A 25,745-nucleotide genomic window follows, 5' to 3' on the forward strand; every position below is an offset into this window, starting at 1 on the left:
TCATGAACAAGCATACGGTCCACCAACTGATTCTCGACAAGCTCCGCGGTGATCTGGATATCGCCCAGCGTGCGGCGCAGACCGCCTATGAGGCGGCGACCCACGAAGAGAATATTGCCGAAAACAAGTACGACACCCTGGGGCTCGAGGCGTCCTATCTCGCCGCCGGCCAGGCCAGGCGCGTCGAGGAAATCAGGCAGGCCCTGGCGCTCTGCCAGAACCTGACCCTGCGCCCGTACGATGAGCAGGTCGGTATCCAGGTCGGTGCACTGTTGGGGCTCGAAGACGAAAACGGCCACGAACAATGGCTGTTCCTGGCGCCGGATGGGGCGGGACTTAAGGTGGAGGTGGTGGGGCAACCGGTGACCGTCATCACCCCTCGCTCACCGCTGGGCAAAGGCCTGCTGGGCAAGTTCGAGGGGGATGAGCTGGAGATCGTCGTCGCGGGCACTCGGCAACAGTTCGCTGTCACCGAGGTCAAGTAAGCCCGACTTAGTGAACAGGCAGTTCGACGCCGTCGAACAGCTCTTCGAGTTCCTGCTTGTTGTGGCACTGAATGGCCTTGGCCATCACTTCGCGCGTCAGGTGCGGCGCGAACTTCTCGATGAAGTCGCACATGAAGCCACGCAGGAAAGTGCCGCGACGGAAACCGATCTTGGTGATGCTCGACTCGAACAGTTCACTGGCATCCAGTACCACCAGGTCGCTGTCGAGCTTGGTATCGACCGCCATCTTGGCGACGATGCCCACACCCAGGCCCAGACGTACGTAAGTCTTGATCACGTCGGCGTCGGCGGCAGTGAATACCACCTTCGGCGTCAAACCGCGATGGCTGAAGGCTTCGTCGAGCTTGGAACGGCCGGTGAAACCGAACACGTAAGTCACGATCGGGTATTCGGCGAGGGTTTCCAGGGTCAGCTTCGGCAGCTTGGTCAGCGGGTGGCCCTGCGGTACCACCACGCAACGGTTCCAGCGGTAGCACGGCATCATCACCAGATCGCCGAACAGCTCCAGCGCTTCGGTGGCGATGGCGAAGTCGACGGTGCCATCGGCGGCCATTTCGGCAATCTGCATCGGCGAACCCTGATGCATGTGCAGCGCCACATCCGGGTACTGCTTGATGAAGCTGCTGATCACCGGCGGCAAGGCATAACGAGCCTGGGTATGGGTGGTGGCGATCGACAGGGTGCCCTTCTTCTCGTTGGAGAATTCCTGGGCGATCTGCTTGATGCTTTCGACCTTGCGCAGGATCTCGCCAGCGGTGGTGATGATGCGTTCGCCAGCCGGGGTGACGCGAGTCAGGTGCTTGCCGCTGCGAGCGAATACCTCGACCCCCAGCTCGTCCTCGAGCAGGCGGATCTGCTTGCTGATACCCGGTTGCGACGTATAAAGGCTTTGGGCTGTAGCGGAGACGTTGAGGTCGTGGTGCGCCACTTCCCAGATGTAGCGCAATTGTTGAAGCTTCATATGAATCCCTCAAAGCAGGTAGACGCCACGGGCATCAGCGACGGTATATAACTATATTAATGGTTCGAAGAATAAATCTAGAACTTTTATTAAGAAAATTCCAATAACCGCGTCAGATATCTCCGAACCGCCGACGCTGCACCAAGGGCACCAGGTAAACCGGAACCTTGGCCAGTTGCAGTACCCTGGCGGCTGTCCTGCCCAATGGCGTTTCACCGCCCGCCCCATGGCTGTGACTTCCTACGATCAACAAATCCACGGAGAGTTTCGACGCCTGTTCGAGAATGACTTGCGAGGGGTCCCCCTGAAAGACCCGGACCGACTGGATCAGTGCGAGATCCTGCATGCCCTCCCCCAACTCTTCGCGAAAGCTGTCGAGCACCCGTTGTTCGATATTCGCCATCACTGTGCTCAGGCCCTGACTGTGAAACTCATTCAGGGCCTGCTCGTCGAGATAACTCTGCAACACCGATTCGGCAAACAGCCCCATGGGCTCCACCGCATGAACCACGTGCAAGTCGGCATTGAATGTTCGAGCCAGCTCCAGGGCATGTTGCATCACGTAGGGTGCATACAGACCGAGGTCAGTGGCATACAGCATCGAACGAATCATATGACCTCCTCGACTGCCAATATGGCGGAGATTGATTCAGCTTAGCAGTGCCAAGGCGACTACGACGTCCCGCGCAAGCCCGTGAACATTGAGCTAAACCTTGGTTTCGTTGCTGATGCCATGGGGTACATGGCCGGTGGCGACCACTTCGCGAGCCAGTTCGCAATGGCCCGCCTGGTCGTCGAAGAACACATCGGCGGCGAAGGCTTCGAGAAAGGCGGCCTTCTCCAGGCCGCCCAGGAACAACGATTCGTCCAGGCGGATATCCCATTCGCGCAGGGTGCGGATCACCCGCTCATGGGCCGGTGCCGAACGTGCCGTCACCAGGGCGGTGCGAATCGGACAACCATCGTCGGGGAACTCGCGCTGCAGCAGATTGAGCGCGGCAAGGAAGCCTTTGAACGGTCCTCCGCGCAACGGCTCGCGGGCGGACTCGCGCTCCTTGGCCTGGAAGGCTTCCAGGCCACCGAGCTGATAGACCCGCTCCGACTCATCGGAAAACAGCACGGCATCGCCGTCGAAGGCGATCCGCAGTTCGGCGCTGGCGGCGCGCCGGGCTCCACCGGAAAGAATGGTCGCCGCGGCGAACCCGGCGTCCAGCGCACTGCGCACATCTTCAGCGTGGGTGGACAGAAACAGGTCGCAGCCAAAGGCCGCGAGGTAGGGATAAGGGCTGCGCCCACCGACAAACGCGGCCCGGGAAATATCCAGGCCGTAATGCTGAATCGAGTTGAAGACCCGCAGGCCCGTGTCGGCACTGTTACGCGAAACCAGCACCACCTCGACCCGCGCACGGCCGAGGCTGGCATTGAGGCTCAAGAGCTTTTTCACCAGGGGAAAAGCATCGCCCGGTTCGAGGGATTCCTCCTCGTGATCGATCTGATACTTGCGATAGGCCTCGACCCCCTCGGCCAGATAGACCTTGTGGCTTTCACTGAGATCGAACAGGGCCCGCGACGAAATCGCCACCACCAGTTTACCGCCCAAGCCTTTTGCCATATCGCCTCCCCCGATGCTGCGATCAGCCGTTATGCCGGTCGACGAAACTCAACGCCTGATACAAGGCTTCCATTTTCGGCAGCTCGCACCCCGCCGCTCTGGCCGCGGCCAATGGCGCGGCGTAGATGGCCGACAACTCCAGCGCACGCTTGTGCCGGTAGTCGTGGTACATGCTCGGCCAATAGTCCGGCATGCTTTCGGTCACCTTGAACAAGTGCTCAGCATAGCCGTCCGGCATGCTGTGACCACAGGCCAGCGCGCCTTGCACCACTTCACGCATCAAGGCCTGAATCAGCTCGCGGCTGTCGGCATCAGCCATCAGCGGCGTGGTGCTGGCGTTGAGCAATACCGACAAACCGTTATACGGCACATTCCACACCAGTTTCTGCCAGCGCGCCTGCTGCAGGTTGGCCATGGCCTGGGAACCGATACCGGCCTTGCGAAACAGCGCTGCGCCCTCTTCCACTATTGCCTGGCGCTGCGATTCGTCCTGCGCGGCCGGACCGCTGTGATAACCCAGGTTCACCGCGCCCAGCGCCTGATGCTCGATCACCCCGGGCCCGGCACGGTGCACGCAGATAAAACACAGGCCACCCAACAGATGCAGCGAGTCGGGAAGCAGGTCGCGCAAGCCGTCTTCCACATCCAGGCCATTCTGCAGCAACAACACCTTGGCGCCGGGAGCCGCCGCGCGAAGGATCGCCGGAGCCAGCTCGGCGTTGCTGGTGGTCTTGGCCCCCACCAGCAGCCAATCGCAGGGCGGCATGTCTTCGGCACTGGCATAGGCCTGGACCGGGTTCAGGGTCAGCTCACCATGCACCGCGCTATGCAGTTGCAAACCATGCTCGGTGACCGCGGTGAATTCGCTGCGCAGCAGGAAATGCACATCCAGGCCGGCTCGCGCCAGCAACATCCCGTAGAAACCACCGATCGCTCCTGTACCGATAATGCCGATTCGCGGCGTGTGGACTGCTTCCATCAAGGCAACTCCTCTGGAATTCGGTTCAGCGCCTGCGCCAGGCGCTCGCTGAGCTCGCCGGGTGTCAGGCGCGACTGTAAGGCCCCATAAAACTCACCGTCGCGCACCACGAACAGTGCCGGCAAGTGAAACACCTGATAACGCTCGACCGCGCCGCCATTGTTCCCCGCGTCGACCCAGCACAACCGTTCGATCGGCAGATCGAAGCCAGGCAACTGCTGCCGGGCCCAACGACAGCTGGCACAGCCAACGCTGGTGAATATCACCAACGAAGTACCGCTCATCGCCAACAGCCGCTGATCGATATCGAAATCAGTCAGCTCCAATTCGACCACTATACTGGGGGAAACAATGTCACATAGCTGACACTCGGAGTCCGCGTTCATGGGACGTTTCATTCCTCATCCTGACGATGTTCCGGTTGAGCTGACCTTACGCACGCACGCATGCATTTCGCGTCAACGGTTGCACACTATCAGCCTCGGTGGCATGGCTTGCAATTATCACCGTGCCTGGCGCTGCGGCACTGCCCTGGAAGTACGGATCCCCACGCTCGGTGAAAATGCCCGCTACAACGGCTATGTGGCCTGGTGCCTGCGACGCAAGCGCGGCTATCTGGTGGGGATCGCTTTCATCGACGAACAGACCCTGTTCCGTGCCCGGATGAGCGAGCAGGTGTGCCAGATCGCCCACTACTGCCACCTGCATGAGCCCCAGGCCGAGCAGCGACAGATCGAAGCCCTGGCCCAGCAATGGGTCGAACAGCACGCCGCCGAGTTCTCCCACGACCGGGTTCACCAGGCTTTTATGCAGCCAGCGCTGGATTAAACCCGCCTCTGCCCATTGTCGAGCCCCGGTGTAACGCGCTAAGGTTCGGCTCCCCGACGCGCTTAAATCCGCTGTGCACCGCCGCGCGGGGATCGCTGGCGGCCGGCACCCGTGACCTGACGAGTAACACGATGGCTGATTTACCGATCAACGACCTTAACGTCGCCTCCAACGAAACCCTGATCACTCCCGACCAGCTCAAGCGTGATATCCCGCTGAGCGACGTCGCCCTGCGCACCGTGACCAAGGGTCGCGAAGTGATCCGCAATATTCTCGACGGCACCGACCACCGCCTGTTCGTCGTCATCGGCCCTTGCTCGATCCACGACATCAAGGCTGCCCACGAATATGCCGAACGCCTGAAAGTCCTGGCCGCCGAAGTCTCCGACACCCTTTACTTGGTGATGCGCGTGTACTTCGAGAAACCGCGGACCACCGTTGGCTGGAAAGGCCTGATCAACGACCCGTACCTGGACGACTCGTTCAAGATCCAGGACGGTCTGCACATCGGTCGCCAGCTGCTGCTGGACCTGGCCGAGATGGGCCTGCCGACAGCCACCGAAGCGCTGGACCCGATCTCCCCGCAATACCTGCAGGACCTGATCAGCTGGTCGGCGATCGGTGCACGTACCACCGAATCCCAGACCCACCGCGAGATGGCTTCCGGGCTGTCCTCGGCGGTAGGTTTCAAGAACGGCACCGACGGCGGCCTGACCGTTGCCATCAACGCCCTGCAATCGGTTTCCAGCCCTCACCGCTTCCTCGGTATCAACCAGGAAGGCGGCGTATCCATCGTCACCACCAAGGGCAACGCCTACGGTCACGTGGTTCTGCGCGGCGGCAATGGCAAGCCGAACTATGATTCGGTCAGCGTCGCCCTCTGCGAGCAGGCACTGAACAAAGCGAAGATCAAGCCGAACATCATGGTCGACTGCAGCCACGCCAACTCCAACAAGGACCCGGCCTTGCAGCCGCTGGTGATGGAGAACGTGGCCAACCAGATTCTCGAAGGCAACCAGTCGATCATCGGCCTGATGGTCGAAAGCCACCTGAACTGGGGCTGCCAGGCGATTCCCAAGGACCTGGCCGAACTGCAGTACGGCGTGTCGATCACCGATGCCTGCATCGACTGGGAAAGCACCGAGAAAACCTTGCGCAGCATGCACGCCAAGCTCAAGGACGTCCTGCCAAAACGGGTTCGTACCTGATCCCGTATCGCGGACACAAAAACGCCGGGCCAAGCCCGGCGTTTTTTTTTTGGCGTACCCGCTCAGAGTTTCGCGGCGTGGCGCTGATGGCGCTCCATGTAGCGCTCCACGTATGAGCACGACGGAATCACCGTGTAGCCCATGCGGTCAGCATATTCCAACGCCTGCTCGGTCAGTGCCGCGGCAATACCACGGCCGCGCAGCGCGTTAGGCACGAACGTCCGATAAATATCCAGGGTCTGCTTACCCAGGTCCATATAGGTCAGGTAGGCACGATGACCGTCCACATTGGTCTCGAATTGATGACCAGCCTGGTCATGGTGGATGGACAACGCCTCGCTCATCACTACTCCTCGCGGGTCTTGAATTCTGACCCCTACCTTACCGATGTTTTTCCGGCGAAGGAACAACTACGCCACCCCGTGCCTGTCAGGACACCGAGGAGAGCTTGCCGCTCTCGCATGACCGAGCACGTTTCAAATAGTAGGCACCATTGGCACCAATGCTCAAGGGACGCTTGTGTTCAAGCTACTGGCATCAGGCCAGTTTAGTGTCGATGCTTCCCCCCGGGCCTGTTCCCGGATACATGCAAAGCGCTCGATCAAACCAGCTGATGATCAACAACCTGAACATCGCCGGATGTTGAGATTTAAGACGAGCCCACCCATTTAAAGTCACCTCAACATGGACAAAGATGCGTGAGGCGCCCCACAGATTCTGAACAAAAGTGTAGACGAGTCGATATAGATAGACTTTAGCCTACACTCCGCGGGCGCCGTGCAAAGGGACTCTGCGACAGATACGGTTAACAAGCGCAGCCCCCCAACAGGGTGACAAGGTTGCGTATTTTTTATACAGATCAATAAAAAGTTGCTCGAAAAAGATTCAACGCCTAGAATTTTTTTTGCTTCTTGCGCTACGTCAGTTTACTTACTACAAGTAATGGGTAGTATGTACGCCGGCCATTTCATCACTCGGATGAGATAGCTACTTAATAGAAAGTCCTTGAAGGGGAACACGATGAACAACGTTCTGAAATTCTCTGCTCTGGCTCTGGCCGCAGTTCTGGCTACCGGTTGCAGCAGCGTATCCAAAGAAACCGAAGCTCGTCTGACTGCAACTGAAGACGCAGCAGCTCGTGCCCAGGCTCGTGCAGACGAAGCCTACCGTAAAGCTGATGAAGCTCTGGCTGCTGCTCAAAAAGCACAACAGACTGCTGACGAAGCTAACGAGCGCGCTCTGCGTATGCTGGAAAAAGCTAGCCGCAAGTAATAATCCCTCGGGATTGTTATCGAGCCGACCCATTTATTGGGTCGGCTTTTTTATTGCCCGGATTTTCTTGCGGCAATAAAAAACCCGTCAACGCCCTGAAGCGTCGACGGGTTGCTGTTCCAGCCGTTACTGCTGCATATCGATAGGCACCGCCGATACCACGGGTGCATTGGTCGGTATGGCAATCTCTACTGGTAAACCGTCTTCGGCCGCCACCACGTCGCGCACTACATCCCAATTCATCCGCAGGTTATTGGCCAGGTCTTCACGCTTGAGCAAAGCGTTGATCACCGCGGTGTGTTTGTCCACGACCGACGGATTGCCCTTGTCGTCCAGTGGCGTGTGGGCTTCCAGGTAGACTTTGCCAGCGCTGATACCGAACTTGTACGGATCGTTGAGGATGCGCACCGAGGTCCCCACCGGCACCATGCTCGCCATTTCCAGGACGTTGTTGTTGAACATCCGGAAGCAACCATGGCTGGTGCGCATGCCGATACCGAACTTCTTGTTCGAACCATGGATCAGGTAGCCCGGCGTGCCCAGGGTGAACTTGAATGGCCCCAAGGGGTTGTCCGGCCCTGCCGGCACCACGTTTGGCAGCGGGTCACCGTCGGCGGCGTGCTCGGCCTTGATCGAGGCAGGCGGAGTCCAGGTCGGATTCGGGGTCTTCGCGACAATGCTGGTATGGGCGATCGGCGATCCCCAACCTTCCCGACCGATACCCAGGGGGAAGGTGTACACCACGTTCCGCCCTTTCGGGTAGTAGTACAGGCGATATTCGGCCAGGTTGATCACAATGCCTTCACGAGGTCCCGGCGGCAGGATGAAGCGCGTCGGCAACACCACTTCGGTGCCCGCGCCCGGCAACCAGGGATCGACTCCCGGGTTGGCTGCGACCATCTCGTAATAGCCCAGGTCGTAGGTTGTGCCCAGGTCGGCAAAGGTGTCTTCGTACTTGGCCTTGATCACCTGTACCTGACCGACGATATCTTCGCCCGGTGGAGGTAGAGGCAGTTCCAATGCGGCAACGGGGCCGGCCACACACAAGGCGGCAAGCGTCAGGCAACGGGTGACGACAGGAAAGCGCGGCAACATCCGGAAAATCCTTCGCATGATCAACGAGTAAAAAAGTGATTGTACACCCGCCCCCGTGACTGCGGGAGCGACAGCCGCATCAGCGCAAGAAGGGAGCCGGGCGAGAACTTGCTGCCTTACAGCTCGAAACGCAACTCTGGCCAGATCGGTGGCGTGCCGCGCTTTTGCGATTCCAGGATAGCCCGGCACAGCGGACACAGGCGCTGGTCCTGGAAAATCGTCCGGTCGACACTCGACCAGCGCGGTTGCGCGGGCAGCAAGGTGCCGCACAACGTGCGATCGGCAGAGCCCCCCAACTCCAGCTGACGCGTCACCAGATGCACCCGGACTTCCTGGCAGGCGAACAGGTCGAGCTGTTCGTCAGGCTCGATCAGTTGGTAGGCAAACAGGGACCAGGCGGGACGCGGCATCGGGGGCTCCAAATCGGGGGCGCCACATTAGCCGAAACACTGCCGGTAGAAAAGCGTCAAAGCAGCGGTTTTAGCGTCGGCCAGACATTTTCCAGCAACTTGCCCTGAGCAGCGACCGCGGGGTGGATGCCATCGGCCTGCATCAGCTCGGGATTACCGCCGACCCCTTCCAGAAAGAACGGCACCAGCGCTATGTTCTTTTCATTCGCAAGCTTGCTGTACACCTCGGCAAACGCCTGGGTGTAACGCACGCCGTAATTGGGAGGCAGCTGCATGCCAAGCAACAGCACCTTGGCACCGCTGGCCTTGGAGCTGTCGATCATCGAAGCAAGATTTTGTTGCAATTGCGTGGGCAACTGCCCGCGCAGGCCATCGTTGCCGCCCAACTCGAGAATCACCAACTCCGGCTTGTGCTCTGCAAGCAGCGCCGGCAGCCGCGCCTGGCCACCTGCGCTGGTGTCTCCACTGATGGAAGCATTGACCACCTTATCGTTGAAACCTTCACTCTTGAGCCGTTGCTCGAGCAATGCCACCCACCCCTGCCGGGTATCCAGGCCGAAAGCCGCGCTGATACTATCGCCAACGATCAGGACTGTACCCGCCGCTGCGTTCTGGGCCATGCACATCAAGGCCAGGCCAGCACTCAAAAACCACACACGCATCGGATTCTCCATGGGCGCAAGCATTCTCACTGCGCGGAACCTTAGCAAAGTGGTTCCCAGCGCGGAAGGTGAACTGACCATCCTGCACGAACTCAGCCTGGAACTGAACAAAGGCGACAGCCTGGCCATCGTCGGCAGTTCCGGCTCCGGAAAATCCACCCTGCTCGGCCTGCTGGCCGGGCTCGATCTGCCCAGCAGCGGTGAGGTCACCCTGGCCGGTCGCAGCCTCGGCACATTGGACGAAGACCAGCGCGCCCGAATCCGCGCCGAGCATGTGGGCTTCGTCTTCCAGTCGTTCCAACTGCTCGACAGCCTCAATGCCCTGGAGAACGTCATGCTGCCCATGGAGCTGGACGGCCGCCGGGATGCCCGCGAACGTGCGACCGAACTGCTCCAGCGCGTCGGACTCGGGCAACGCCTGAGTCACTCGCCTCGCCAACTCTCCGGTGGCGAACAACAGCGGGTGGCCATCGCCCGCGCCTTCGCCGCCGAACCTGACGTGCTGTTCGCCGACGAGCCGACCGGCAACCTCGATAGCCATACCGGCGAGCGCATCAGCGACCTGCTGTTCGATCTGAACAAGGAAAGCGGCACGACGCTGGTCCTGGTTACTCACGATGAACGCCTGGCCCATCGTTGTCGGCGCCTGATCCGCCTTGAAGCTGGCCTGCTGGTCACCCCTCTGGAGCCTTGATGGCACGTCTGCCGCTGTTGCGCCTGTTCAGCCTTGCCGTTCGCCAACTTCTGCGCGACGCCCGCGCCGGAGAGCTGCGGGTATTGTTCTTCGCCTTGGTGGTGGCGGTAGCCGCCAGCACCGCCATCGGCTATTTCGGTGCGCGCCTCAATGGCGCGATGCTGTTGCGTGCCACGGAGTTTCTCGGCGCGGACCTGCTGCTTGAAAGCAGTTCTCCGGCAAGGCCCGAACAGATACAAAGCGGTCGGGAACTGGGCCTGCAACATGCGCAGGTGGTGGAGTTCTCCAGCGTGATCGCCACCGACAATGGCATCCAGCTTTCCAGTATCAAGGCCGCGGACGACGCCTACCCGCTGCGCGGCCAGCTGAAAAGCGCCCCGGCCCCATACGCAGCGGAAGAAATCGGCGGCGGTCCGCAACCAGGTGAAGCCTGGGTCGAAGCCCGGTTGTTGACCGCGCTGGACCTGAAAATCGGCGACAGCATCGACGTCGGCATGAAAACCCTGCGCCTGAGCCGGGTACTGACTTATGAGCCGGATCGCGCCGGCAACTTCTATAGCCTGACTCCCAGGGTACTGATCAACCTGAGCGACCTGAAGGCCACCGGCGTGGTGCAACCGGGCAGCCGGGTCAGTTACAAGGAGCTCTGGCGCGGTCCGGGAAGCGCCCTGGAAACCTATCGCCAACTGATCAAGCCAGGCCTTGCGGCCAACCAGCGCCTGCAGGATGCCCGAGATGGCAACCGCCAGATCGGCGGAGCCCTGGGCAAGGCCGAACGCTACCTGAACATGGCCAGTCTGGTGGCAGTACTGCTGGCAGGCGTGGCGGTTGCCCTGTCCGCTGCGCGTTTCGCCTCCCGCCGCTTCGACGCCAGTGCGCTCCTGCGCTGCCTGGGTCTGTCCCGCCGGGAAACCATGCTGCTGTTTACCCTGCAACTGGCCCTGCTCGGCATCCTGGCCAGCATCGTCGGCGCGCTGCTCGGCTGGCTCGCCCAGCTTGGGCTGTTTTACCTGTTGCATGACCTGCTGCCCACCGATGTGCCTCCCGGTGGATTGCTCCCCGCTGTCGCCGGTATTGGTACCGGCCTGGTGGCGCTTGGAGGTTTCGCCTTGCCGCCCTTGGCGGCGCTGGGGCGTGTCCCGCCCTTGCGGGTGTTGCGTCGTGACCTGCTGCCGATCCCCCCAAGCACCTGGATGGTCTATGGCGCCGCCTTGCTGGCCCTGGGCCTGATCATGTGGCGCCTGAGCCTGGATCTGCTGTTGACCTTCGCCTTGCTCGGCGGCGGTGTAATTGCCGCCCTGGTTCTGGGGGGATTACTGCTGCTGGCTCTGCAGAGCCTGCGTCGTTTGCTGGCCAAGGCGTCGCTGCCATGGCGCCTGGGGTTGGGCCAGTTGCTGCGACATCCCCTGGCCGCTGCCGGGCAATCCCTGGCCTTCGGCTTGATCCTGCTGTCGATGGCCTTGATTGCGCTATTGCGTGGAGAGCTGCTCGACACCTGGCAAAACCAGTTGCCCAAAAACGCGCCGAACTATTTCGCCCTGAATATCCTGCCCGCGGACAAACAGGCCTTCACCGACAAGCTGGTGGCGCTTTCCGCCCCTTCTGCGCCCCTGTATCCGGTAGTGCCAGGGCGGCTGATCAGCATCAACGGCGAACCGGTCCGAGAAATCGTCAGCAAGGACTCCAGTGGCGACCGCGCCGTGCAGAGGGATTTGAGCCTGACCTGGGCCGCGGATCTGCCAGCGGGCAACAAGATCACCAGCGGCTCGTGGTGGACGCAACAGCCCGAAGGGGATTTGCCTGGCGTCTCGGTCGAGACCCAGGTGGCCGAAAGCCTGAAACTCAAACTCGGCGACCAGATGACGTTCAGCGTCGGCGGGGTCAATCGCGAGGCCAGGGTAACCAGTCTGCGGGAAATCAACTGGGACAACTTCCAGCCCAACTTTTTCATGATCTTTCAGCCGGGCACCCTGAGGGATCTGCCCGCCACTTACCTGACCAGCTTCTATCTGGCCGCAGGTCACGACCAGCAGGTGGTCGAGCTGTCCAGGGCCTTCCCGGCAGTGACCATCCTGCAAGTGGAGGCCTTGCTCGAACAACTGCGCAGCATACTGGCCCAAGTCACCCTGGCCGTGGAATACGTGCTGCTGTTTGTACTCGCCGCCGGCATGGCCGTGCTGTTTTCCGGACTGCAGGCCACCCTGGACGAACGTATTCGTCAGGGCGCCCTGCTACGGGCGCTGGGGGCGGAACGACAATTACTGGTCAAGGCCCGGCGTATCGAGTTCGGGCTGCTGGGAGCCGTCAGCGGGCTACTGGCCGCATTGGGATCGGAACTGGTGAGCCTGGTGCTGTATCGGTTTGCCTTCGACCTGCCCTGGCATCCACATCCCTGGCTGCTGCTCCTGCCCGTTATCGGCGCCCTGCTGATCGGCGGTGCCGGTGTCTATGGAACACGCCGGGCATTGAATGCCAGCCCGCTGACAGTACTGCGCGAGGGGTAAGCCCCTCGCGCGCGGCTCATTTCACGTATTCGATCTGATTGATCCACCAGCACATTTCTCCACCAGGCGTCTGCACTATCGCCTCGTCGCCGACTTCTTTCTTCAAGAGCGCCCGGGCCATGGGCGAATCGATGGAGATGTAATCCTTCTGCCCGTATATCTCGTCATAACCGACGATACGGAAGCGCTTGGTTTCGCCCTCTTCATTCTCGATATCGACCCAGGCGCCGAAGAACACCCGGCCCTCCTGTTCCAGCGAATAAGACACGACCTTCATGTCTTCGAGGCGCTTGCGCAAGTAGCGCACCCGACGGTCAATTTCCCTCAGGAGCTTCTTGTTGTATTGATAATCCGCATTTTCACTCCTGTCCCCCAGGGAGGCCGCCCAAGTGACTTTCTGCGTCACATCCGGACGCTTCTCCCGCCACAGGTAATCCAGCTCGTTTTTCAGAGCCTCGAAACCTTCCTGCGTAATGAGCTTGGTACTCAATTGGTTAACCCCCATGCATCGCCTTATGAGCAGTTCAGCATTATGGTTGAACCGAGACCTTGAGAACCAATGCCAGGCGAGATAAATCCACCTGCAGCACGCCTTCACACGAGGACGCCCTATCCAGAATGAGCAGGTCGATAACACCGCCGCTTGGGCGTTGTACGAAAAGGCGGTCGTGTTTGGTCATAGGGACGTCAAACCCATGCACGAATCCACATCAGAATGCACATATTTAAAACCGGATATGCCTCATCAGTTCTCTCCAGTTTGTCCCGCCTGACTGCACTCGTCGCCTTTTCATACAGGTCAAATGCTGCTTTATTAAAATACCCAACAGACTAAAAGAGAGAACTGTAATTCCATTACTCATCATCGTTGAGCAATGTACTGGATATGCTATGCAGGCTATTATTGAAGGTCACCGTCTCATTGAAACCTTTTACAATATTGCTGAGTTTCTTACGGGTACTGGACAACTGCGTTAACCTTTCCACCAGCTCCGCATTTTTTTGCTGGATCCCCACGTCCCTCTTTTCCAGTTCGGCTGCGCGGATACTTTGCTTAGCGGAAATTTCATCAAGACGTTGCTGCTCGAGCTGCATTAGTTCTGAGCGCCGGGCAACGCTTCGTTCTCTGGACTCGACACTTTCAGCCAGCTGCTGAAGCGCAGTACTGCGCTCTGCAATCACTCGGGAATTATGCTCAGCGGACTTATCGATCGCGATCTTCTCTTGCTGAAGCTGACTTTGTAGCTGGCGCAGGTGCTCATCTTTTTCATGAAGTTTACGCTCTCGCTCTTGCAACTGCTCCTTCAAAAGCTCCAAAGCTTCCTGTTGCTTCACCGCAACCATTTTTTGTTGTGTCAACTCCTGCGCCATAAGTGCAAGATTCGACAAAGTGCTCTCCACATCAAGAAGTAAATGATCGGTATCCGCCCCCTGAAGTGCAGCTTCAGCCTCAGGAAGCGTTGCCATCAGGAACTGCGCTTCATCCAACGAGCTCTCCAAGGGAACTGGGTAATCAGCCAACTCATCCTGTGATACATCCCCAGCAACTTGAGCAGATTGATCGATATCTGCGGTAGCCTGAGCCGGCCTATCCATCAAAGTTGGAACACTGTCAGCTATCGACAGGTCGTACTCATCACTCTGGATTAATTCCACCTCTTCCTCCGAAGCCAAATCGCGAACCACCTCCGCCAAGCCAGCCAATGTGTTCTGTATACCTTGGGACAGGCGTCCAATATCGACCTCCGAGTTGGCAGACTGGCCAGCGACAACCTCAGGCGTCAAATGGCCAGACAAGGGAGCATCACTTTCAGAGGAGTCGACATATTTTTCGGCATTCGCAGTCGGCATTTCAGTCATATCGTTTTGAAAACTCTTGGTAAATAATGAAGCATCAGTAAGAACCTCCTCCATATCAGTCTCAACTTCTCCCGGCTTTTGAGAGAGCTCCTCTGGTTCTCCAATCGGAGCTAATACGGATGGAACGTCATCGAATACATCGCCCTCAGGATCCTCAACGACTCCTGGCGTGCGATGCTCATTCGAATCAGAAACCTCATCGATACACTTCGCGGCAGCTTGTGCAGCAGGAGTATTTTGAGAAGTCATCGAAATAGAGACATCGAGCGCAGGAACGCCGAGTTCAGCGCTGTCGATTGCAGGCAGACAAGCAACCGAGGCTTCTGACGAGATAAGCTTCATCACCAAATTTTTCTTGATGGTGAGTGAACGATGATCCGATAGGTTCCCTGTCGGTATCACACAATCCTTAAGGTCAATCAGATGGTAAGGAATATCAGTACTACCACCAGCGCCTTGCTGTCGCCCTTCAGGCAGGCTCGCATGGGTGACTATTTCCTTGAAGACTTGAATAACCTGACGCCAATCTTCCTCGGCCTCAATCGAACTCAGTGAATAATTCTGTCCCGCCTTATTTAGCATCGCCAAATAAACTCGCGACTCTCCAACTTCAGCGCCCTCATTCAAGCTATAAGCAAGAAAATTATGGCTCAGCACAGGAATTGCAAAGCTACAGAGCACCGCACCGTTCAGTACTTCCTGCTCTGCATTTATGATGGAAATAGTTCGTAGCAGCATCGTTGGCTCAGGCTCCGTCATATATATCGTAAGGAGCAAAAAATACACCTTACAATGCCTGCCAGAAAACTAGATAATTCCGAACCTCAAGTAGAATTATCCGAAACCGTCGACAAGCGACCAAACCACGCAGCGACGAGCCCCGCATTGAAACGTCTTAAAATATAAAAAACACTGACAACCAAATTATTGCGTCAATATCTTCCAACTCAGATTTTACTTAAGAGGGATATTCAACCCCTTCTGCGGACTGAGTTTGAACAGCCACCACTCATAATTCGACCAGAGCATGGTTATTCCTGCTGCCATTAGTATCAGGACTGCTCCACCTATCCCTGTCAATATCAGTTGCTGCTGCCAAGCTAAAAAACACAGCGCGATGCCAGCTGCCCCCATCAACATAGCCAGAGAAGGGGCAAACCAATAGATGAAGCGATCAAGACGCAAGAGCAGATTGAATAACCAGGAGCCTTTAAGCTGGACCGGTTTAAAGATAATAACGTGCATAGAGAGTTAGTCTTTTCCAGGTTAAAACTGTGCTCAACCATAACTTAGCCAATCAATGACAACTATCAGATTCGTCTGATTTAGTTTTCAGAGTGCTCGGATAATATGTAGAAAACACACCCAACCCTAAACATCGAGATGCCTTGCATGGGAAGTATCATCATCGTCGACGACCATCCGTTGATTCGACTCGCCATAAGAACCGTTCTGGAACCTCACGAACACAACATCGTCGCGGAGGCGGACAACGGGGCAGACGCCGTCCAGCTGGTACGCAAGCATCTTCCAGACCTGCTCATTCTGGACTTGAACATACCCAACCTCGACGGGTTTTCCGTTATCTCCCATATAAAGTCCGCTGGGTTGCCGATAAAGACACTGGTGCTGACCTCCAGCAACTCCAAGAACTTCGCCCTGCGCTGTTTACAGGCCGGTGCAGCCGGGTTCCTGTGCAAGAACGATAATCTCAACGAACTGGCTAACGCGGTAAAAGCCATACTGTCGGGGTATAGCTACTTCCCCGAAGATACAATCAGCACCTTGCAACAGAATACAAACGCCGCCTGCCAGGAAAGCGTCTTGATTGCCCAGCTGACTGACCGGGAAATCACCGTCCTGAAACTGCTGGCAAGCGGTATGAATAATCAGAAAATCGCGGATGCGCTGCTGATCAGCCACAAGACGGTGAGCACCTATAAGGTCAGGCTGCTAAAACGGTTCAACGTTTCCAATCTGGTCGCACTGGCGGAGCTGGCCAAACGCAACTCTGTCGTTTAAAGCCCTGATATCGATGGAGCCTTCAGGCGGGATTCAGAAGCATCAGGAAAACACCCACCTCGACAGCCGGGTTGATCACTTGTGGTACTTACCTACGGGTGATCAGCCCCTGTCGAGCCACACGGGTCAGATGCCGGATGACTTCGGCGGCATTTTCCGAGCTGGGCGCCTGTATCACCGCCAGGTCAAAACTGTCGTTGGCAAAACGTGCCAGGGACTCGCCGTCTTCGATGAACTGGATCAGAAAGGCTGAAGGGCCTGTGCTGCGACGTGGCCAGCCATCGAGATAACGCAGCAATGTCGGCTGGTGTGTGCCGCCAAGAAGAATTTTTGGATTGTGCTGAACAAGGTTCGCCGTGATTGGCGCAAGACGTACAGGAGGGTGAAGTGCATTCATCGTGTCGTGTCTCTGCCTCAATTTTCTGCCGGGCAGGTGAGAGGCAACACCGAACCAGCGCTTTAGCGGTATTTCGAAGCCTGTAGAGCTTCTGTCGGTGATATTCCGGATCACCTGGCGCCCCGCAAGTAGCTGTTTAAATCGGCGCATGGGCAACAATCCTAGAGAAGCCGACGGGGTAGTGTCAAGAATCCCCAACAACGAAATCAGCAACGAAAAAGGCCCGCTACAAGCGGGCCTTTGAGTGTTTGCCGAAAGTTACTTGGCAATCGCCGCATCGAGTGACAATTTGCCCGCGCCTTCGATCAGGACCGCAATGGTGCCGCCGAGCAAGGCCAGGGCGAACTCATAACCATTGTTCGCCATGAATAGGCCATTGCCGATGTGTACGGAGAAAATCGCCACCAGCAAGGTAAAGCTCAACCCCAGCGCAGCAGGACGTGCCAACAGACCGATAATCAGCGCCAGACCGCCAAAGAACTCGGTACCGCCAGCCAGCAACGCCATCAAGTGTCCTGGCGCCAGGCCGATGCTCTCCATCCACTGTGCCGTCCCTGCCAATCCGTAACCGCCAAACAGACCAAAAAGCTTTTGCGCGCCGTGTGCGGCAAAAATGATGCCGACAAAAACGCGCAGGACGGTCAGGCCATAACCTGCACGGGTGCTCAGTACGGTTTTGATCAGTGTGCTCATGCTGTGTAGTCCTTTGTGGTGTTGGGTATTGGGTCGCTATATTAATCACAAAAATTCATGTTAAAAGTGCAAAAACAGCAAGATAACAATCAATTTTTTCGATTATTTCCGTGAGACGACCTTACGCGCTTGCGGCTCCAACGATTCGCGTTCCCGGTCAAACGCCAAATAGTATTTGTTGACGCTATTAACATAGCTGACGGCGCCCATTCCGACCTGTTCCATGGCAATGCGCTCGACCTGGAAAAACCACTGATTGGGGTTCAACCCCCGCCGCCGGGCTTCGGTGCGCATCCCCTGCACACGCTCCGGCCCCATGTTGTAGGCCGCCAGGACGAATGCCATACGCTCGCGCTCGTTGAGCTTGGGGCTGGAAAAGAACTTGCGCCGGATCAACGCCAGGTACTTGGCTCCGGCCAGCACATTGTTATCCAGCGTCTGAATGTTACTGACCCCTACCCGCTGGGCCGCTGACGGAGTGATCTGCATCAGGCCGGTCGGGCCGCTGCCGCTCCTGGCATTGGGTTGCAACGACGATTCCTTGAAGGCCAGGGCCGCCAGGTTCAACCAGTCCATGCTCTGCGCATCGGCATGCTTCTGTAATACCGGGCGCAGCTTTTCCAGGCGCTGACGATCGGCCCGGGTCAAAGGGTTATGCACCTGATACAGGCGCCGATAGATGCGCAAGAAGGCCACGTCCTGATCCGCCGGCGCCTTGTAGACCTTCAGAAAACGATCGATGCTCGCCCGCAACATCGAGGCGTCACGCCGTACGAACCAGTGCTCCTCGCCGGGCTCGCTGATGACCAGTTGCCGATCGAAGCGCAGCTTCGGCAGGACCTTGCCCCAGCGCTCGGCAATGGGCTTTTCGACGATGGTCAGGTGAAAGATCCCGCCCTGGACCATTTCCAGGACATCTTCGACCGCCAGGCTCGGATCGACCCATTCGATCTTGACCGGCGCCAGCTTGTGCAACGCCAGCTTCTGATTGATCTGGCTCACCGCATCCCCGGCCGCGCTGCCCGTGGTCAACGCCAGGGTCTTGCCGGAGAGTTGTTCAGCTCGGGTGTAACGCCGCTCGCCCTTGATGCCCACCAGCAGCAACGGCACGTTGCTGGCGACTGGATCACTGGGGCTTACCGCTTGCCCCGGCAGCGGCTCCAGCAATTCTCCCGGAGCGACCAGATCGCCCTCACCGCGCTGCAGCGCACCGAGCAGTTGATCCTTGGCTTTGGGAATGATCTTGAGGCTGATTTCCTGACCGTCGCGAGCGTGACCATTAAGGTATTGCTCAAAGGCGCGCAAACGGTGGTATTCGACGCCGATGGCCTGCCCCTGGACTTCACCGGAGCTATTGCGGCTCTGGTTGACCAGCACCCGCAGGACCCGGCTGCTGCGGATTTCCGCCAGATCGCGAACCTTGCCCGCAGCGGCTGCTTCCGGAGGGCCAGCCAAGCGCGCGACCGCCGGCAGGGGCAGCAGCAACGACAAGCACAACGCTAGCAAAACCGAGGGTCGCGTCATCCGCTCTCCAGGAAAGAATACTGTCCGATTTTTCGAGCACTGGCGAAAAAAACGGGCAACAAAAACAGAGCGCCTAGCGCGCTGCAAGATGCAAAAGACTGGCACAACCACGGTTGGCAAACCAACCGCTGCCTTCTTCCGGCATCAAGAGACAGCTTCAACTCGTTGTAGTTCTTGGCTTTTCTTATAAATCTACAGCTCTGATATGCTTTCCGGCCGCAGGCGGAGATAGCACCATGCAACTCATCGATATCGGCGTCAACCTGACCAACCCGAGTTTCGCCGAAAAACATCGCACAGTACTGGACCGTGCCTATGCCGCCGGCGTCTGCCAACTGGTGCTCACCGGTACCAGCGTCGAAGACAGCGAACAGGCGCTCGAACTGTCTCGACAACTGGACGAAAGTGGCCACCAACTGTTCTCTACCGCCGGTATTCATCCGCATTGCGCCAGCGACTGGAATGCCGACAGCGCACAGCGTCTGCGCAGCCTGCTCAAGGAAAGCAGCGTCAAGGCCGTGGGGGAATGCGGCCTGGACTTCAACCGGGACTTCTCCCCCCGCCCGCAACAGGAAAAAGTGCTGGAGGAACATCTGGCCCTGGCCGTTGAACTGCAACTACCGGTCTTCCTCCACGAACGCGACGCCAGCCAGCGCCTGCTGGAAATCGTCCGCGACTTTCGTGATCGCTTGCCGGCCGCCGTGGTGCATTGCTTTACCGGCGAACAGCGCGCGCTGTTCAACTACCTGGACCTCGACTTGCACATTGGCATCACCGGGTGGATCTGCGACGAACGCCGCGGCACTCACTTGCACCCTCTGGTGCGAGAGATTCCCCGCGGTCGCCTGATGCTGGAAAGCGACGCCCCCTATCTGTTGCCCCGCAGCCTGCGCCCCAAGCCGAAGAACGGTCGCAACGAGCCGGCCTACCTGACCGAAGTGTTGCGCGAAGTAGCCCTGCATCGCGGCGAAAGCCAGGAAGAGCTGGCGGCCCACAGTACCGCCAGCGCCCGTGCCTTTTTCGACTTGCCCGGGATTGCTTGACGCATATCAAGATTTAACCCTCTGCATAGCGGCACAATAATGGCACCTTGCCAATACTGTTCCGCTTAATCAGAGAAGACCTTCCATGGGTGCCTGGCTCAGCAATATCTCACTGAAATACAAGTTCTGGGCGGTCAATGCAGTCGCCTTCGTGACCACCCTTCTATTGGTCCTGTACGCCGTCCAGCTGGAGCAACAAGCGCGTAGCCAGGCCTCACAAAGCAACGCCAGAGTCCAAACGAACCTGCTCGGCGCCTGGCCCTCCGGGCAAATGCTGCCCAATGCTGAGAATCTGCTGAGCTTCGCTGCCGGCCAGATCCCCAGCCTCGATCAACGCCCCTTGCCAGAATTGAGCAACGCCAACGGATGGGTGGCGTTCGACGAGATGCCACTGTTCGGCGAAAACCCGCTGATCGGTGCGCAGGTGCTATCCCGGACCGACGGCCAACGAGTTGCGGTGCTTGCCTATGGGCCGAGCCTGCGCCAGGTGTTCAGCGAGCGCTTCAACCAATACGCGGTGGCCGTGTTCATTCTGATGCTGGCGATGCTCGGTGCTTCGCAACTATTGATCCGTTTCCTGCTCAGCCAGCTGAACACCCTCAAGGATGTGATGCTGCATGTGGAGAAGACCGGCGATCTGTCGGCTCGCGTGCCCCTGTCATGCACTGACGAGGTAGGCCAGATGGCCAGCGCCTTCAACGCGATGCAGGCCGGTTACCAGCGGGTGGTCAACACCGTCGCCAACACCGCCCGACAACTGGATATCGGCGCCGCGCGCCTGGCGTCGAGCATGAACGACGTGCGTCACGGCATGCTGGGCCAGCAAAGCGAAACCGATCAGGCCGCGACAGCAATCAACGAAATGTCCGCCACCGTCTATCACATCGCCCAGCACGCCGGCGCCACCCGGGATCGCTCCCAAACCGCCGATGCCCTCGCTGGCAGCGGCCAGGAAGTGGTGGGCCGCGTACAGAAATCCATCTCCGGGCTCTCCACCGGTGTGCAACAGACTGCCGAGATGATCCAGCGCCTGGCCGAGGACAGCCAGAAGATCAATGGCGTGGTCAACGTGATCCACAGCATTGCCGAACAGACCAACCTGCTGGCGCTCAATGCTGCGATCGAAGCCGCACGCGCCGGCGAAATGGGCCGGGGGTTCGCGGTGGTCGCCGATGAAGTACGCAACCTCGCCAAACGGGTACAGACTTCCACTGACGAAATCACCCGAATGGTCTCCGCCCTGCAGGCCGGTACCCGTGACGCGGTGGACTTCATGCAGGAAAGCTCGTTCAAGGCGGACGATTGCGTGCAACAGGCACAGGAAGCCGGCGCAGCGCTGGCGGAAATCACCGCGGCCGTGGCGCAGATGCGTGAAAGCAACACCCAGATTGCGGTGGCGGCCGAACAGCAAAGCCAGGTGGCGGAAGAAATGAATCGCGCCGTGGTGAGTATTCGCGACGTCACCGAAAACACCGTGCAACAGACCGTCGACTCGGCGACCACCAGCAACGAACTGGCGACCCTGGCTGGAGAATTGAGCAAGGCCATCGGTCAGTTGAAGCTGTAAACCGCGAGTTTCGCTCCTGCAGAATCGGCCTACCTGCCGGAGCGAAACCCTTGCCAACCTATCGCCCCCATAGCCAGCCTTGATTCGCCGAAGACCCGCGCGGGACCTATCCTTGATACATAGATTTCTACGAATCAAGGATCACCGTCATGGGTAAACGTCACCCCAACCTCCCCGCCTGGCAATGGCGCTCCTACCCGCACAACCACCGCAACCCGACCAACCTGGTGTTGCACTTGATTGCGGTGCCGCTGTTCATCGTCGGCTTTCTGTTGCTGGTTTCAGGGGTATTCGGCTTGAGCTTCACCAACGTCGCCATCGGCGTGGTCGGCCTGATTGCGGCCTTGGGCCTGCAGCGTCACGGCCACAGCCTGGAGGCGCAAGCCGCCGAGCCGTTCAGTGACCGTAAAGATGCAGTCCAGCGCCTGCTGGTGGAACAATTCGTGACCTTTCCACGCTTCGTTCTCAGCGGCGCCTGGTGGCGTGCCTGGCGCGAACGCCACCGGCATTGAGAGGGGTTCAGCCGAAGATGGTTACCGTCTGCCGGCTAAGCGCGATCAACTGATCTTCCGCGCTCCAGAGTGCCGCGGACGCGTGGCCATAACCATCACGGGCATGCTCGATACTCACCCGGTACTTGCACCAGTCCAGGGTGCTCAGCGCCAGCAGCGGCTGCACGAACTCAATGGTCCAGGTCAGGGTGCTGCCGGGTACCGGGCTGGTCAGATGCGGCAACAAGGCCGGCGGCCAGGCGTCCACCAGCGCGAGGATATGCGCCTCGGTCATGGGTTCCACCTTCACGTCACCACGCAGGCGCACCCAGCCGCCCATGTCCCGCGACTTGTTGCCGGTAAACGGCATGCCACCGATGCTCCAGCGCATTGCCAGATGGCGCATGAACTCCGGCGTCACGCCCTTGACGTAAGGCAGCTCCGGGCATTCGTCCCAATGTTTCATGGCGGGCGCTTCCTCGGAGACGACCGTCACTTCGGAAGGCCGAGAGGCACCAAAACTGCCCTGCACCAGGGTCACCACCTGACCGTTCTGCAGCGCACGCCCCAGCACCTGGCTGACGGCCTTGCCCTCGCGCAGCACCTCGACTTCAAAACTGACCGGTACATCGGGGGTGACCGGACCGACAAAGGTGATCGCCAGTGAACGCACAGGGCGCTCGGCAGGGACTTTTGCGCGCATGGCTTCATACTGCAAAGCCGCTACCAATCCGCCGAAACTGGCCCGCCCCTGCGCCCACTCGGTTGGAATCGACAGCTCCAACGGATGTTGGCGGACGGCATCGAGCAAATCGGAAAAGCGCATGAGCACCTCGGGTCATAGAAAGATTCGAGGATCTTAACCAGCAGGGTGCAGCCGTAAAGCACTTATTCCCGCCAAAAAGACTGACAGATAAGCCGCCCAGATACCTTTCAGCTACGGAAGCAGGCAGCGCTCAGCTTGTCGAGTACCTGATCGGCACGGGCTTCGGCCTTGTGCATGGTGGCGTGCCAGACCGGAACACAAGGCAACAGGTCCGCCTGCCGTTCGGCCTGGGCCAGCCATTGCCAGCAATCATGCCAGTCACCCAGCGCCCCCTGCGCGGCCTTCAAGTGAGAGACCGCCTTGGGCGACAGCGCGGCAAGTTCGGGATAAGCCTCGGCGGCGTAGCGCACCCGCTTGATCAGCAGGCGTAAACGGTGCCGGTCATGAGCCGGATCATGCAGGGCCTGGTCCAGGGCCTTCCATTGCTTGGCCAGGCGCTTTTCGATGCGTTTGCGCAAGCCGCACAACAGTTCCTGACGCTGCGCCGCCCGCAGGAAACGCGGAAAGGCATCCAGCACCAGCAACAGTTGCTTGAGTTCGGAGCCTGCTGCCACCGTCCGATACTCGTCCGCCAGGCCAGTGGTACGGCGTTCCGCAGCCTGATGATAGTCATGTTGATGCAGGTACGCCGCCAGGACCTCACGGTCGCGCAACGGCGTCGTCAGTTGCCCGACCGCCGAAGCGGCTGCTTCCAGTTGCTCGACACCGGGCAAGCCGCGCAGCGCTCGCAACAGGCTGCGCAAGCGGCGCACCGTGGTACGCAGATCATGCAGCGCCTCGGTGTCGGTCACCGCCTGCAAACGTGCCTGGCACGCCAGCAAGCGCACCTCTAGCCCCAACACCTGAGCCACCAACTGATCAACCAAGGCAGACATCATTGACTCCCGAAACGAATGACCCGGCGCGCAGCACAAAGACTGCGGCCGGGCCCTGACATGACTGGCAGGCGCGACCAAGGCGCCTGCGAGACGGAAACTGAAGAGCGCTCTTCAGTCTAGCGGCAAACGGCGACCTTGCGATCAGCGGCCGGCGCGCGACTCACGAATATAGAAACGGGCCTTCTCGGCTTTTCTGGTGCAGCCCTCGAAGGCTTCGAATTGCTGCTGGGTCTTGGCCCCGGTCAGCAGCGACAGGGCTTTGGAATAACTGACGGTGCCCGCAAAGCCTTCGGCCTTGGCCAGGTCCAGTTCATGCCAGGCCGCATCCAGTTGCGTGCCGCAGCTGTCGCGATAGGCGGTCTTGCCAGCACAACCACCGAGTACCAATGCAATCAACGGCAGACAGATCCAGGCTTTCATCAATGACACCTCAATAGGGAAAACAGTCGGGAACAAACAAAACAATAGTGAAGGGTAAGACGATCGCCGCCGCAAAAAGTGCCTTGGCCCGCCAAGGGAAAATATAGCCGCGCGAGCATAACCCCATGGGTCATGGCATTGGAAAAATCCCTTTGCCCAAAGCCCAAAGCGGCAGTCAGTGATTGAACCGAAACCCTCGATGGGTGCATTGTGGAAACCTGTCTGGCGAAGGATCGGGTCATGAAGAAGCGTGTCGCACTGGTCCTGGGCTCTGGTGGTGCCCGGGGTTACGCCCACATCGGGGTGATTGAAGAAATCGAAAGACGTGGTTATGACATTGCCTGTGTCGCAGGTTGTTCCATGGGGGCGGTGGTCGGTGGCATCTACGCCGCCGGCAAACTGGACGACTACCGCAGCTGGATCGAAAGCCTGGACTATCTGGATGTGCTGCGGCTGGTGGACGTCAGCTTTCGCCTGGGGGCGATACGCGGAGAGAAAGTGTTCGGCCAGATCCGCAAGATCGTCGGCGAAATCAACATCGAAGACCTGCGCATCCCTTACACCGCCGTGGCCACCGACCTGACCAACCAGCAGGAAATCTGGTTCCAGGAAGGCTGCCTGCACCAGGCCATGCGGGCTTCGGCGGCGATCCCCAGTCTGTTCACCCCGGTCATGCAAGGCAATCGCATGCTGGTGGACGGTGGCCTGCTCAACCCGCTGCCGATTGTGCCGGTGGTCTCCAGCCACTGCGACCTGATCATCGCCGTCAACCTCAACTCGACCAACCAGCGTCGTTACCAGTTGCCGGTGATCCAGCGCCCCGCCGCCTTCAAGAGCCGCTTCGACAGCCTGATCAATTCCCTGGGCTCGCACCTGCCCTTTCGCCGCAAGCAAGCCGAACAACTGCTGCTGCTCGAACAGGAAGCCCTGCGCAGCGAGGCGGCCGACATCGGCAACCCCTGGATCGAATCCGCCGAGCCCGAGGCCCAGCAACCGGCCGCGGCTCCGGAAACCGACGGCGCCCCAAAATCGGCCACCGGCTCGTTCATTATCGATAACGTCGGCCCCGCTTCCCTGCTGGACCTGATCAACCAGAGCTTCGAAGTGATGCAGACCTCGCTGGCCCAGTACAAGATCGCCGGCTACCCGCCGGACATACTGATCAACGTGCCCAAGCGGGTGTGCCGTTTCTTCGAGTTCTACAAGGCTCCGGAGCTGATCGCACTGGGACGGGAGATTGCCAGCGATACCCTGGACCGTTACGAGAACGAACTGAATTGAAAGAGGGCCGCG

The 25,745-nt window shown here is 59.0% G+C and carries 29 protein-coding genes; 11 read left to right on the plus strand and 18 right to left on the minus strand.

Annotation, left to right across the window (positions count from 1 at the left end):
- Positions 1-2 precede the first annotated feature (2 nt).
- The gene (locus tag J4D52_RS03210; RefSeq protein WP_102676620.1) at positions 3-485 is read left to right on the plus strand and encodes a transcription elongation factor GreAB; all 483 of its coding nucleotides are present in this window, start codon (positions 3-5) and stop codon (positions 483-485) included.
- 7 nt (positions 486-492) lie between these two features.
- Here J4D52_RS03210 and cysB read toward each other — a convergent pair whose 3' ends face one another.
- The 5 genes from cysB to J4D52_RS03235 all read right to left on the minus strand — a co-directional run bounded on the left by cysB (position 493) and on the right by J4D52_RS03235 (position 4,444).
- Positions 493-1,467 carry an HTH-type transcriptional regulator CysB gene (gene cysB / locus J4D52_RS03215; protein ID WP_007931387.1) on the minus strand — a complete coding sequence of 325 codons (975 nt, stop codon included), beginning with the start codon at positions 1,465-1,467 and terminating at the stop codon, positions 493-495.
- Between the two features lie 112 nt (positions 1,468-1,579).
- Positions 1,580-2,080: a universal stress protein gene (locus J4D52_RS03220; RefSeq protein ID WP_009050130.1), complete on the minus strand. Its 501-nt coding sequence runs from the start codon at positions 2,078-2,080 to the stop codon at positions 1,580-1,582.
- A gap of 93 nt (positions 2,081-2,173) precedes the next feature.
- Positions 2,174-3,079 (minus strand): 5'-nucleotidase, encoded by a 906-nt coding sequence (locus J4D52_RS03225; protein ID WP_007931385.1) that lies wholly within the window; start codon positions 3,077-3,079, stop codon positions 2,174-2,176.
- Positions 3,080-3,101: 22 nt separating this feature from the next.
- Positions 3,102-4,058, minus strand: coding sequence for a putative 2-dehydropantoate 2-reductase (locus J4D52_RS03230; protein ID WP_102676619.1), 957 nt, complete (start codon positions 4,056-4,058; stop codon positions 3,102-3,104).
- On the minus strand, positions 4,058-4,444 hold the full coding sequence (locus tag J4D52_RS03235; protein ID WP_025805496.1) for a co-chaperone YbbN: 387 nt from the start codon (positions 4,442-4,444) through the stop codon (positions 4,058-4,060). The genes J4D52_RS03230 and J4D52_RS03235 overlap by 1 nt, the downstream gene beginning before the upstream one ends.
- Here J4D52_RS03235 and J4D52_RS03240 point away from each other — a divergent pair.
- Complete coding sequence (locus J4D52_RS03240) at positions 4,443-4,886, plus strand: PilZ domain-containing protein (RefSeq protein ID WP_025805497.1); 444 nt, start codon at positions 4,443-4,445, stop codon at positions 4,884-4,886. The genes J4D52_RS03235 and J4D52_RS03240 overlap by 2 nt on opposite strands.
- 131 nt (positions 4,887-5,017) lie before the next feature.
- Positions 5,018-6,094, plus strand: a complete 1,077-nt coding sequence (locus J4D52_RS03245; RefSeq protein WP_025805498.1) for a 3-deoxy-7-phosphoheptulonate synthase — start codon at positions 5,018-5,020, stop codon at positions 6,092-6,094.
- Between the two features lie 62 nt (positions 6,095-6,156).
- On the opposite strand, the gene J4D52_RS03250 is transcribed toward J4D52_RS03245, so the two are convergent.
- Entirely contained in the window at positions 6,157-6,438 is a 282-nt protein-coding gene (locus J4D52_RS03250) for a GNAT family N-acetyltransferase (RefSeq protein WP_007931380.1), read from the minus strand.
- Between the two features lie 676 nt (positions 6,439-7,114).
- On the opposite strand from J4D52_RS03250, the gene oprI reads away from it, so the two are divergent.
- Entirely contained in the window at positions 7,115-7,366 is a 252-nt protein-coding gene (oprI, locus tag J4D52_RS03255) for an outer membrane lipoprotei OprI (protein ID WP_003448337.1), read from the plus strand.
- Between the two features lie 126 nt (positions 7,367-7,492).
- On the opposite strand, the gene J4D52_RS03260 is transcribed toward oprI, so the two are convergent.
- From J4D52_RS03260 to J4D52_RS03270, 3 genes are all read right to left on the minus strand, one after another.
- A complete protein-coding gene (locus J4D52_RS03260) occupies positions 7,493-8,461 on the minus strand; it encodes a L,D-transpeptidase family protein (RefSeq protein WP_025805499.1) in 969 nt (322 codons plus the stop codon).
- 116 nt (positions 8,462-8,577) lie between these two features.
- A complete protein-coding gene (locus J4D52_RS03265) occupies positions 8,578-8,871 on the minus strand; it encodes a hypothetical protein (RefSeq protein ID WP_007931378.1) in 294 nt (97 codons plus the stop codon).
- Between the two features lie 56 nt (positions 8,872-8,927).
- Positions 8,928-9,533 carry an arylesterase gene (locus J4D52_RS03270; RefSeq protein WP_025805500.1) on the minus strand — a complete coding sequence of 202 codons (606 nt, stop codon included), beginning with the start codon at positions 9,531-9,533 and terminating at the stop codon, positions 8,928-8,930.
- Between the two features lie 10 nt (positions 9,534-9,543).
- On the opposite strand from J4D52_RS03270, the gene J4D52_RS03275 reads away from it, so the two are divergent.
- A complete protein-coding gene (locus tag J4D52_RS03275) occupies positions 9,544-10,227 on the plus strand; it encodes an ABC transporter ATP-binding protein (RefSeq protein WP_053280317.1) in 684 nt (227 codons plus the stop codon).
- Complete coding sequence (locus tag J4D52_RS03280; RefSeq protein ID WP_102676618.1) at positions 10,227-12,731, plus strand: ABC transporter permease; 2,505 nt, start codon at positions 10,227-10,229, stop codon at positions 12,729-12,731. Before J4D52_RS03275 ends, J4D52_RS03280 begins: the two co-directional genes overlap by 1 nt.
- A gap of 16 nt (positions 12,732-12,747) precedes the next feature.
- Here the strand turns inward: J4D52_RS03280 and greB are convergent, their stop codons facing one another.
- From greB to J4D52_RS03295, 3 genes are all read right to left on the minus strand, one after another.
- Positions 12,748-13,221 carry a transcription elongation factor GreB gene (greB, locus tag J4D52_RS03285; protein ID WP_102676648.1) on the minus strand — a complete coding sequence of 158 codons (474 nt, stop codon included), beginning with the start codon at positions 13,219-13,221 and terminating at the stop codon, positions 12,748-12,750.
- 365 nt (positions 13,222-13,586) lie between these two features.
- Entirely contained in the window at positions 13,587-15,329 is a 1,743-nt protein-coding gene (locus tag J4D52_RS03290) for a hypothetical protein (RefSeq protein WP_102676647.1), read from the minus strand.
- 216 nt (positions 15,330-15,545) lie between these two features.
- The gene (locus J4D52_RS03295; protein WP_102676617.1) at positions 15,546-15,836 is read right to left on the minus strand and encodes a hypothetical protein; all 291 of its coding nucleotides are present in this window, start codon (positions 15,834-15,836) and stop codon (positions 15,546-15,548) included.
- A gap of 147 nt (positions 15,837-15,983) precedes the next feature.
- Here J4D52_RS03295 and J4D52_RS03300 point away from each other — a divergent pair, with 147 nt between their 5' ends.
- The gene (locus J4D52_RS03300) at positions 15,984-16,613 is read left to right on the plus strand and encodes a response regulator transcription factor (protein WP_025805506.1); all 630 of its coding nucleotides are present in this window, start codon (positions 15,984-15,986) and stop codon (positions 16,611-16,613) included.
- A gap of 88 nt (positions 16,614-16,701) precedes the next feature.
- Here J4D52_RS03300 and J4D52_RS03305 read toward each other — a convergent pair whose 3' ends face one another.
- The 3 genes from J4D52_RS03305 to J4D52_RS03315 all read right to left on the minus strand — a co-directional run bounded on the left by J4D52_RS03305 (position 16,702) and on the right by J4D52_RS03315 (position 19,227).
- The gene (locus tag J4D52_RS03305; RefSeq protein ID WP_025805507.1) at positions 16,702-17,010 is read right to left on the minus strand and encodes a hypothetical protein; all 309 of its coding nucleotides are present in this window, start codon (positions 17,008-17,010) and stop codon (positions 16,702-16,704) included.
- 258 nt (positions 17,011-17,268) lie between these two features.
- Positions 17,269-17,703, minus strand: a complete 435-nt coding sequence (locus tag J4D52_RS03310; protein ID WP_053280323.1) for a DoxX family protein — start codon at positions 17,701-17,703, stop codon at positions 17,269-17,271.
- Between the two features lie 102 nt (positions 17,704-17,805).
- Positions 17,806-19,227, minus strand: coding sequence for a transglycosylase SLT domain-containing protein (locus J4D52_RS03315; protein ID WP_102676616.1), 1,422 nt, complete (start codon positions 19,225-19,227; stop codon positions 17,806-17,808).
- A 236-nt stretch (positions 19,228-19,463) separates the two neighbouring features.
- Here J4D52_RS03315 and J4D52_RS03320 point away from each other — a divergent pair, with 236 nt between their 5' ends.
- The 3 genes from J4D52_RS03320 to J4D52_RS03330 all read left to right on the plus strand — a co-directional run bounded on the left by J4D52_RS03320 (position 19,464) and on the right by J4D52_RS03330 (position 22,349).
- On the plus strand, positions 19,464-20,270 hold the full coding sequence (locus J4D52_RS03320) for a TatD family hydrolase (RefSeq protein WP_102676615.1): 807 nt from the start codon (positions 19,464-19,466) through the stop codon (positions 20,268-20,270).
- Positions 20,271-20,355: 85 nt separating this feature from the next.
- Complete coding sequence (locus tag J4D52_RS03325) at positions 20,356-21,837, plus strand: methyl-accepting chemotaxis protein (RefSeq protein ID WP_063432576.1); 1,482 nt, start codon at positions 20,356-20,358, stop codon at positions 21,835-21,837.
- A 149-nt stretch (positions 21,838-21,986) separates the two neighbouring features.
- Entirely contained in the window at positions 21,987-22,349 is a 363-nt protein-coding gene (locus J4D52_RS03330) for an Mpo1-like protein (RefSeq protein WP_009050145.1), read from the plus strand.
- Positions 22,350-22,356: 7 nt separating this feature from the next.
- Here the strand turns inward: J4D52_RS03330 and J4D52_RS03335 are convergent, their stop codons facing one another.
- The 3 genes from J4D52_RS03335 to J4D52_RS03345 form a co-directional block, all read right to left on the minus strand.
- Complete coding sequence (locus J4D52_RS03335; RefSeq protein ID WP_102676614.1) at positions 22,357-23,154, minus strand: acyl-CoA thioesterase II; 798 nt, start codon at positions 23,152-23,154, stop codon at positions 22,357-22,359.
- Between the two features lie 107 nt (positions 23,155-23,261).
- The gene (locus J4D52_RS03340; protein WP_102676613.1) at positions 23,262-24,029 is read right to left on the minus strand and encodes a CHAD domain-containing protein; all 768 of its coding nucleotides are present in this window, start codon (positions 24,027-24,029) and stop codon (positions 23,262-23,264) included.
- A 144-nt stretch (positions 24,030-24,173) separates the two neighbouring features.
- Positions 24,174-24,452 carry a hypothetical protein gene (locus J4D52_RS03345; RefSeq protein WP_009050148.1) on the minus strand — a complete coding sequence of 93 codons (279 nt, stop codon included), beginning with the start codon at positions 24,450-24,452 and terminating at the stop codon, positions 24,174-24,176.
- Positions 24,453-24,692: 240 nt separating this feature from the next.
- Between J4D52_RS03345 and J4D52_RS03350 the strand changes: the two genes are divergently transcribed.
- On the plus strand, positions 24,693-25,733 hold the full coding sequence (locus J4D52_RS03350; protein ID WP_007931359.1) for a patatin-like phospholipase family protein: 1,041 nt from the start codon (positions 24,693-24,695) through the stop codon (positions 25,731-25,733).
- Positions 25,734-25,745 lie beyond the last annotated feature (12 nt).

It is taken from the genome of Pseudomonas sp. GW460-12-10-14-TSB1, from assembly GCF_017349775.1.
Classification (GTDB): Bacteria; Pseudomonadota; Gammaproteobacteria; order Pseudomonadales; family Pseudomonadaceae; genus Aquipseudomonas; species Aquipseudomonas piscium.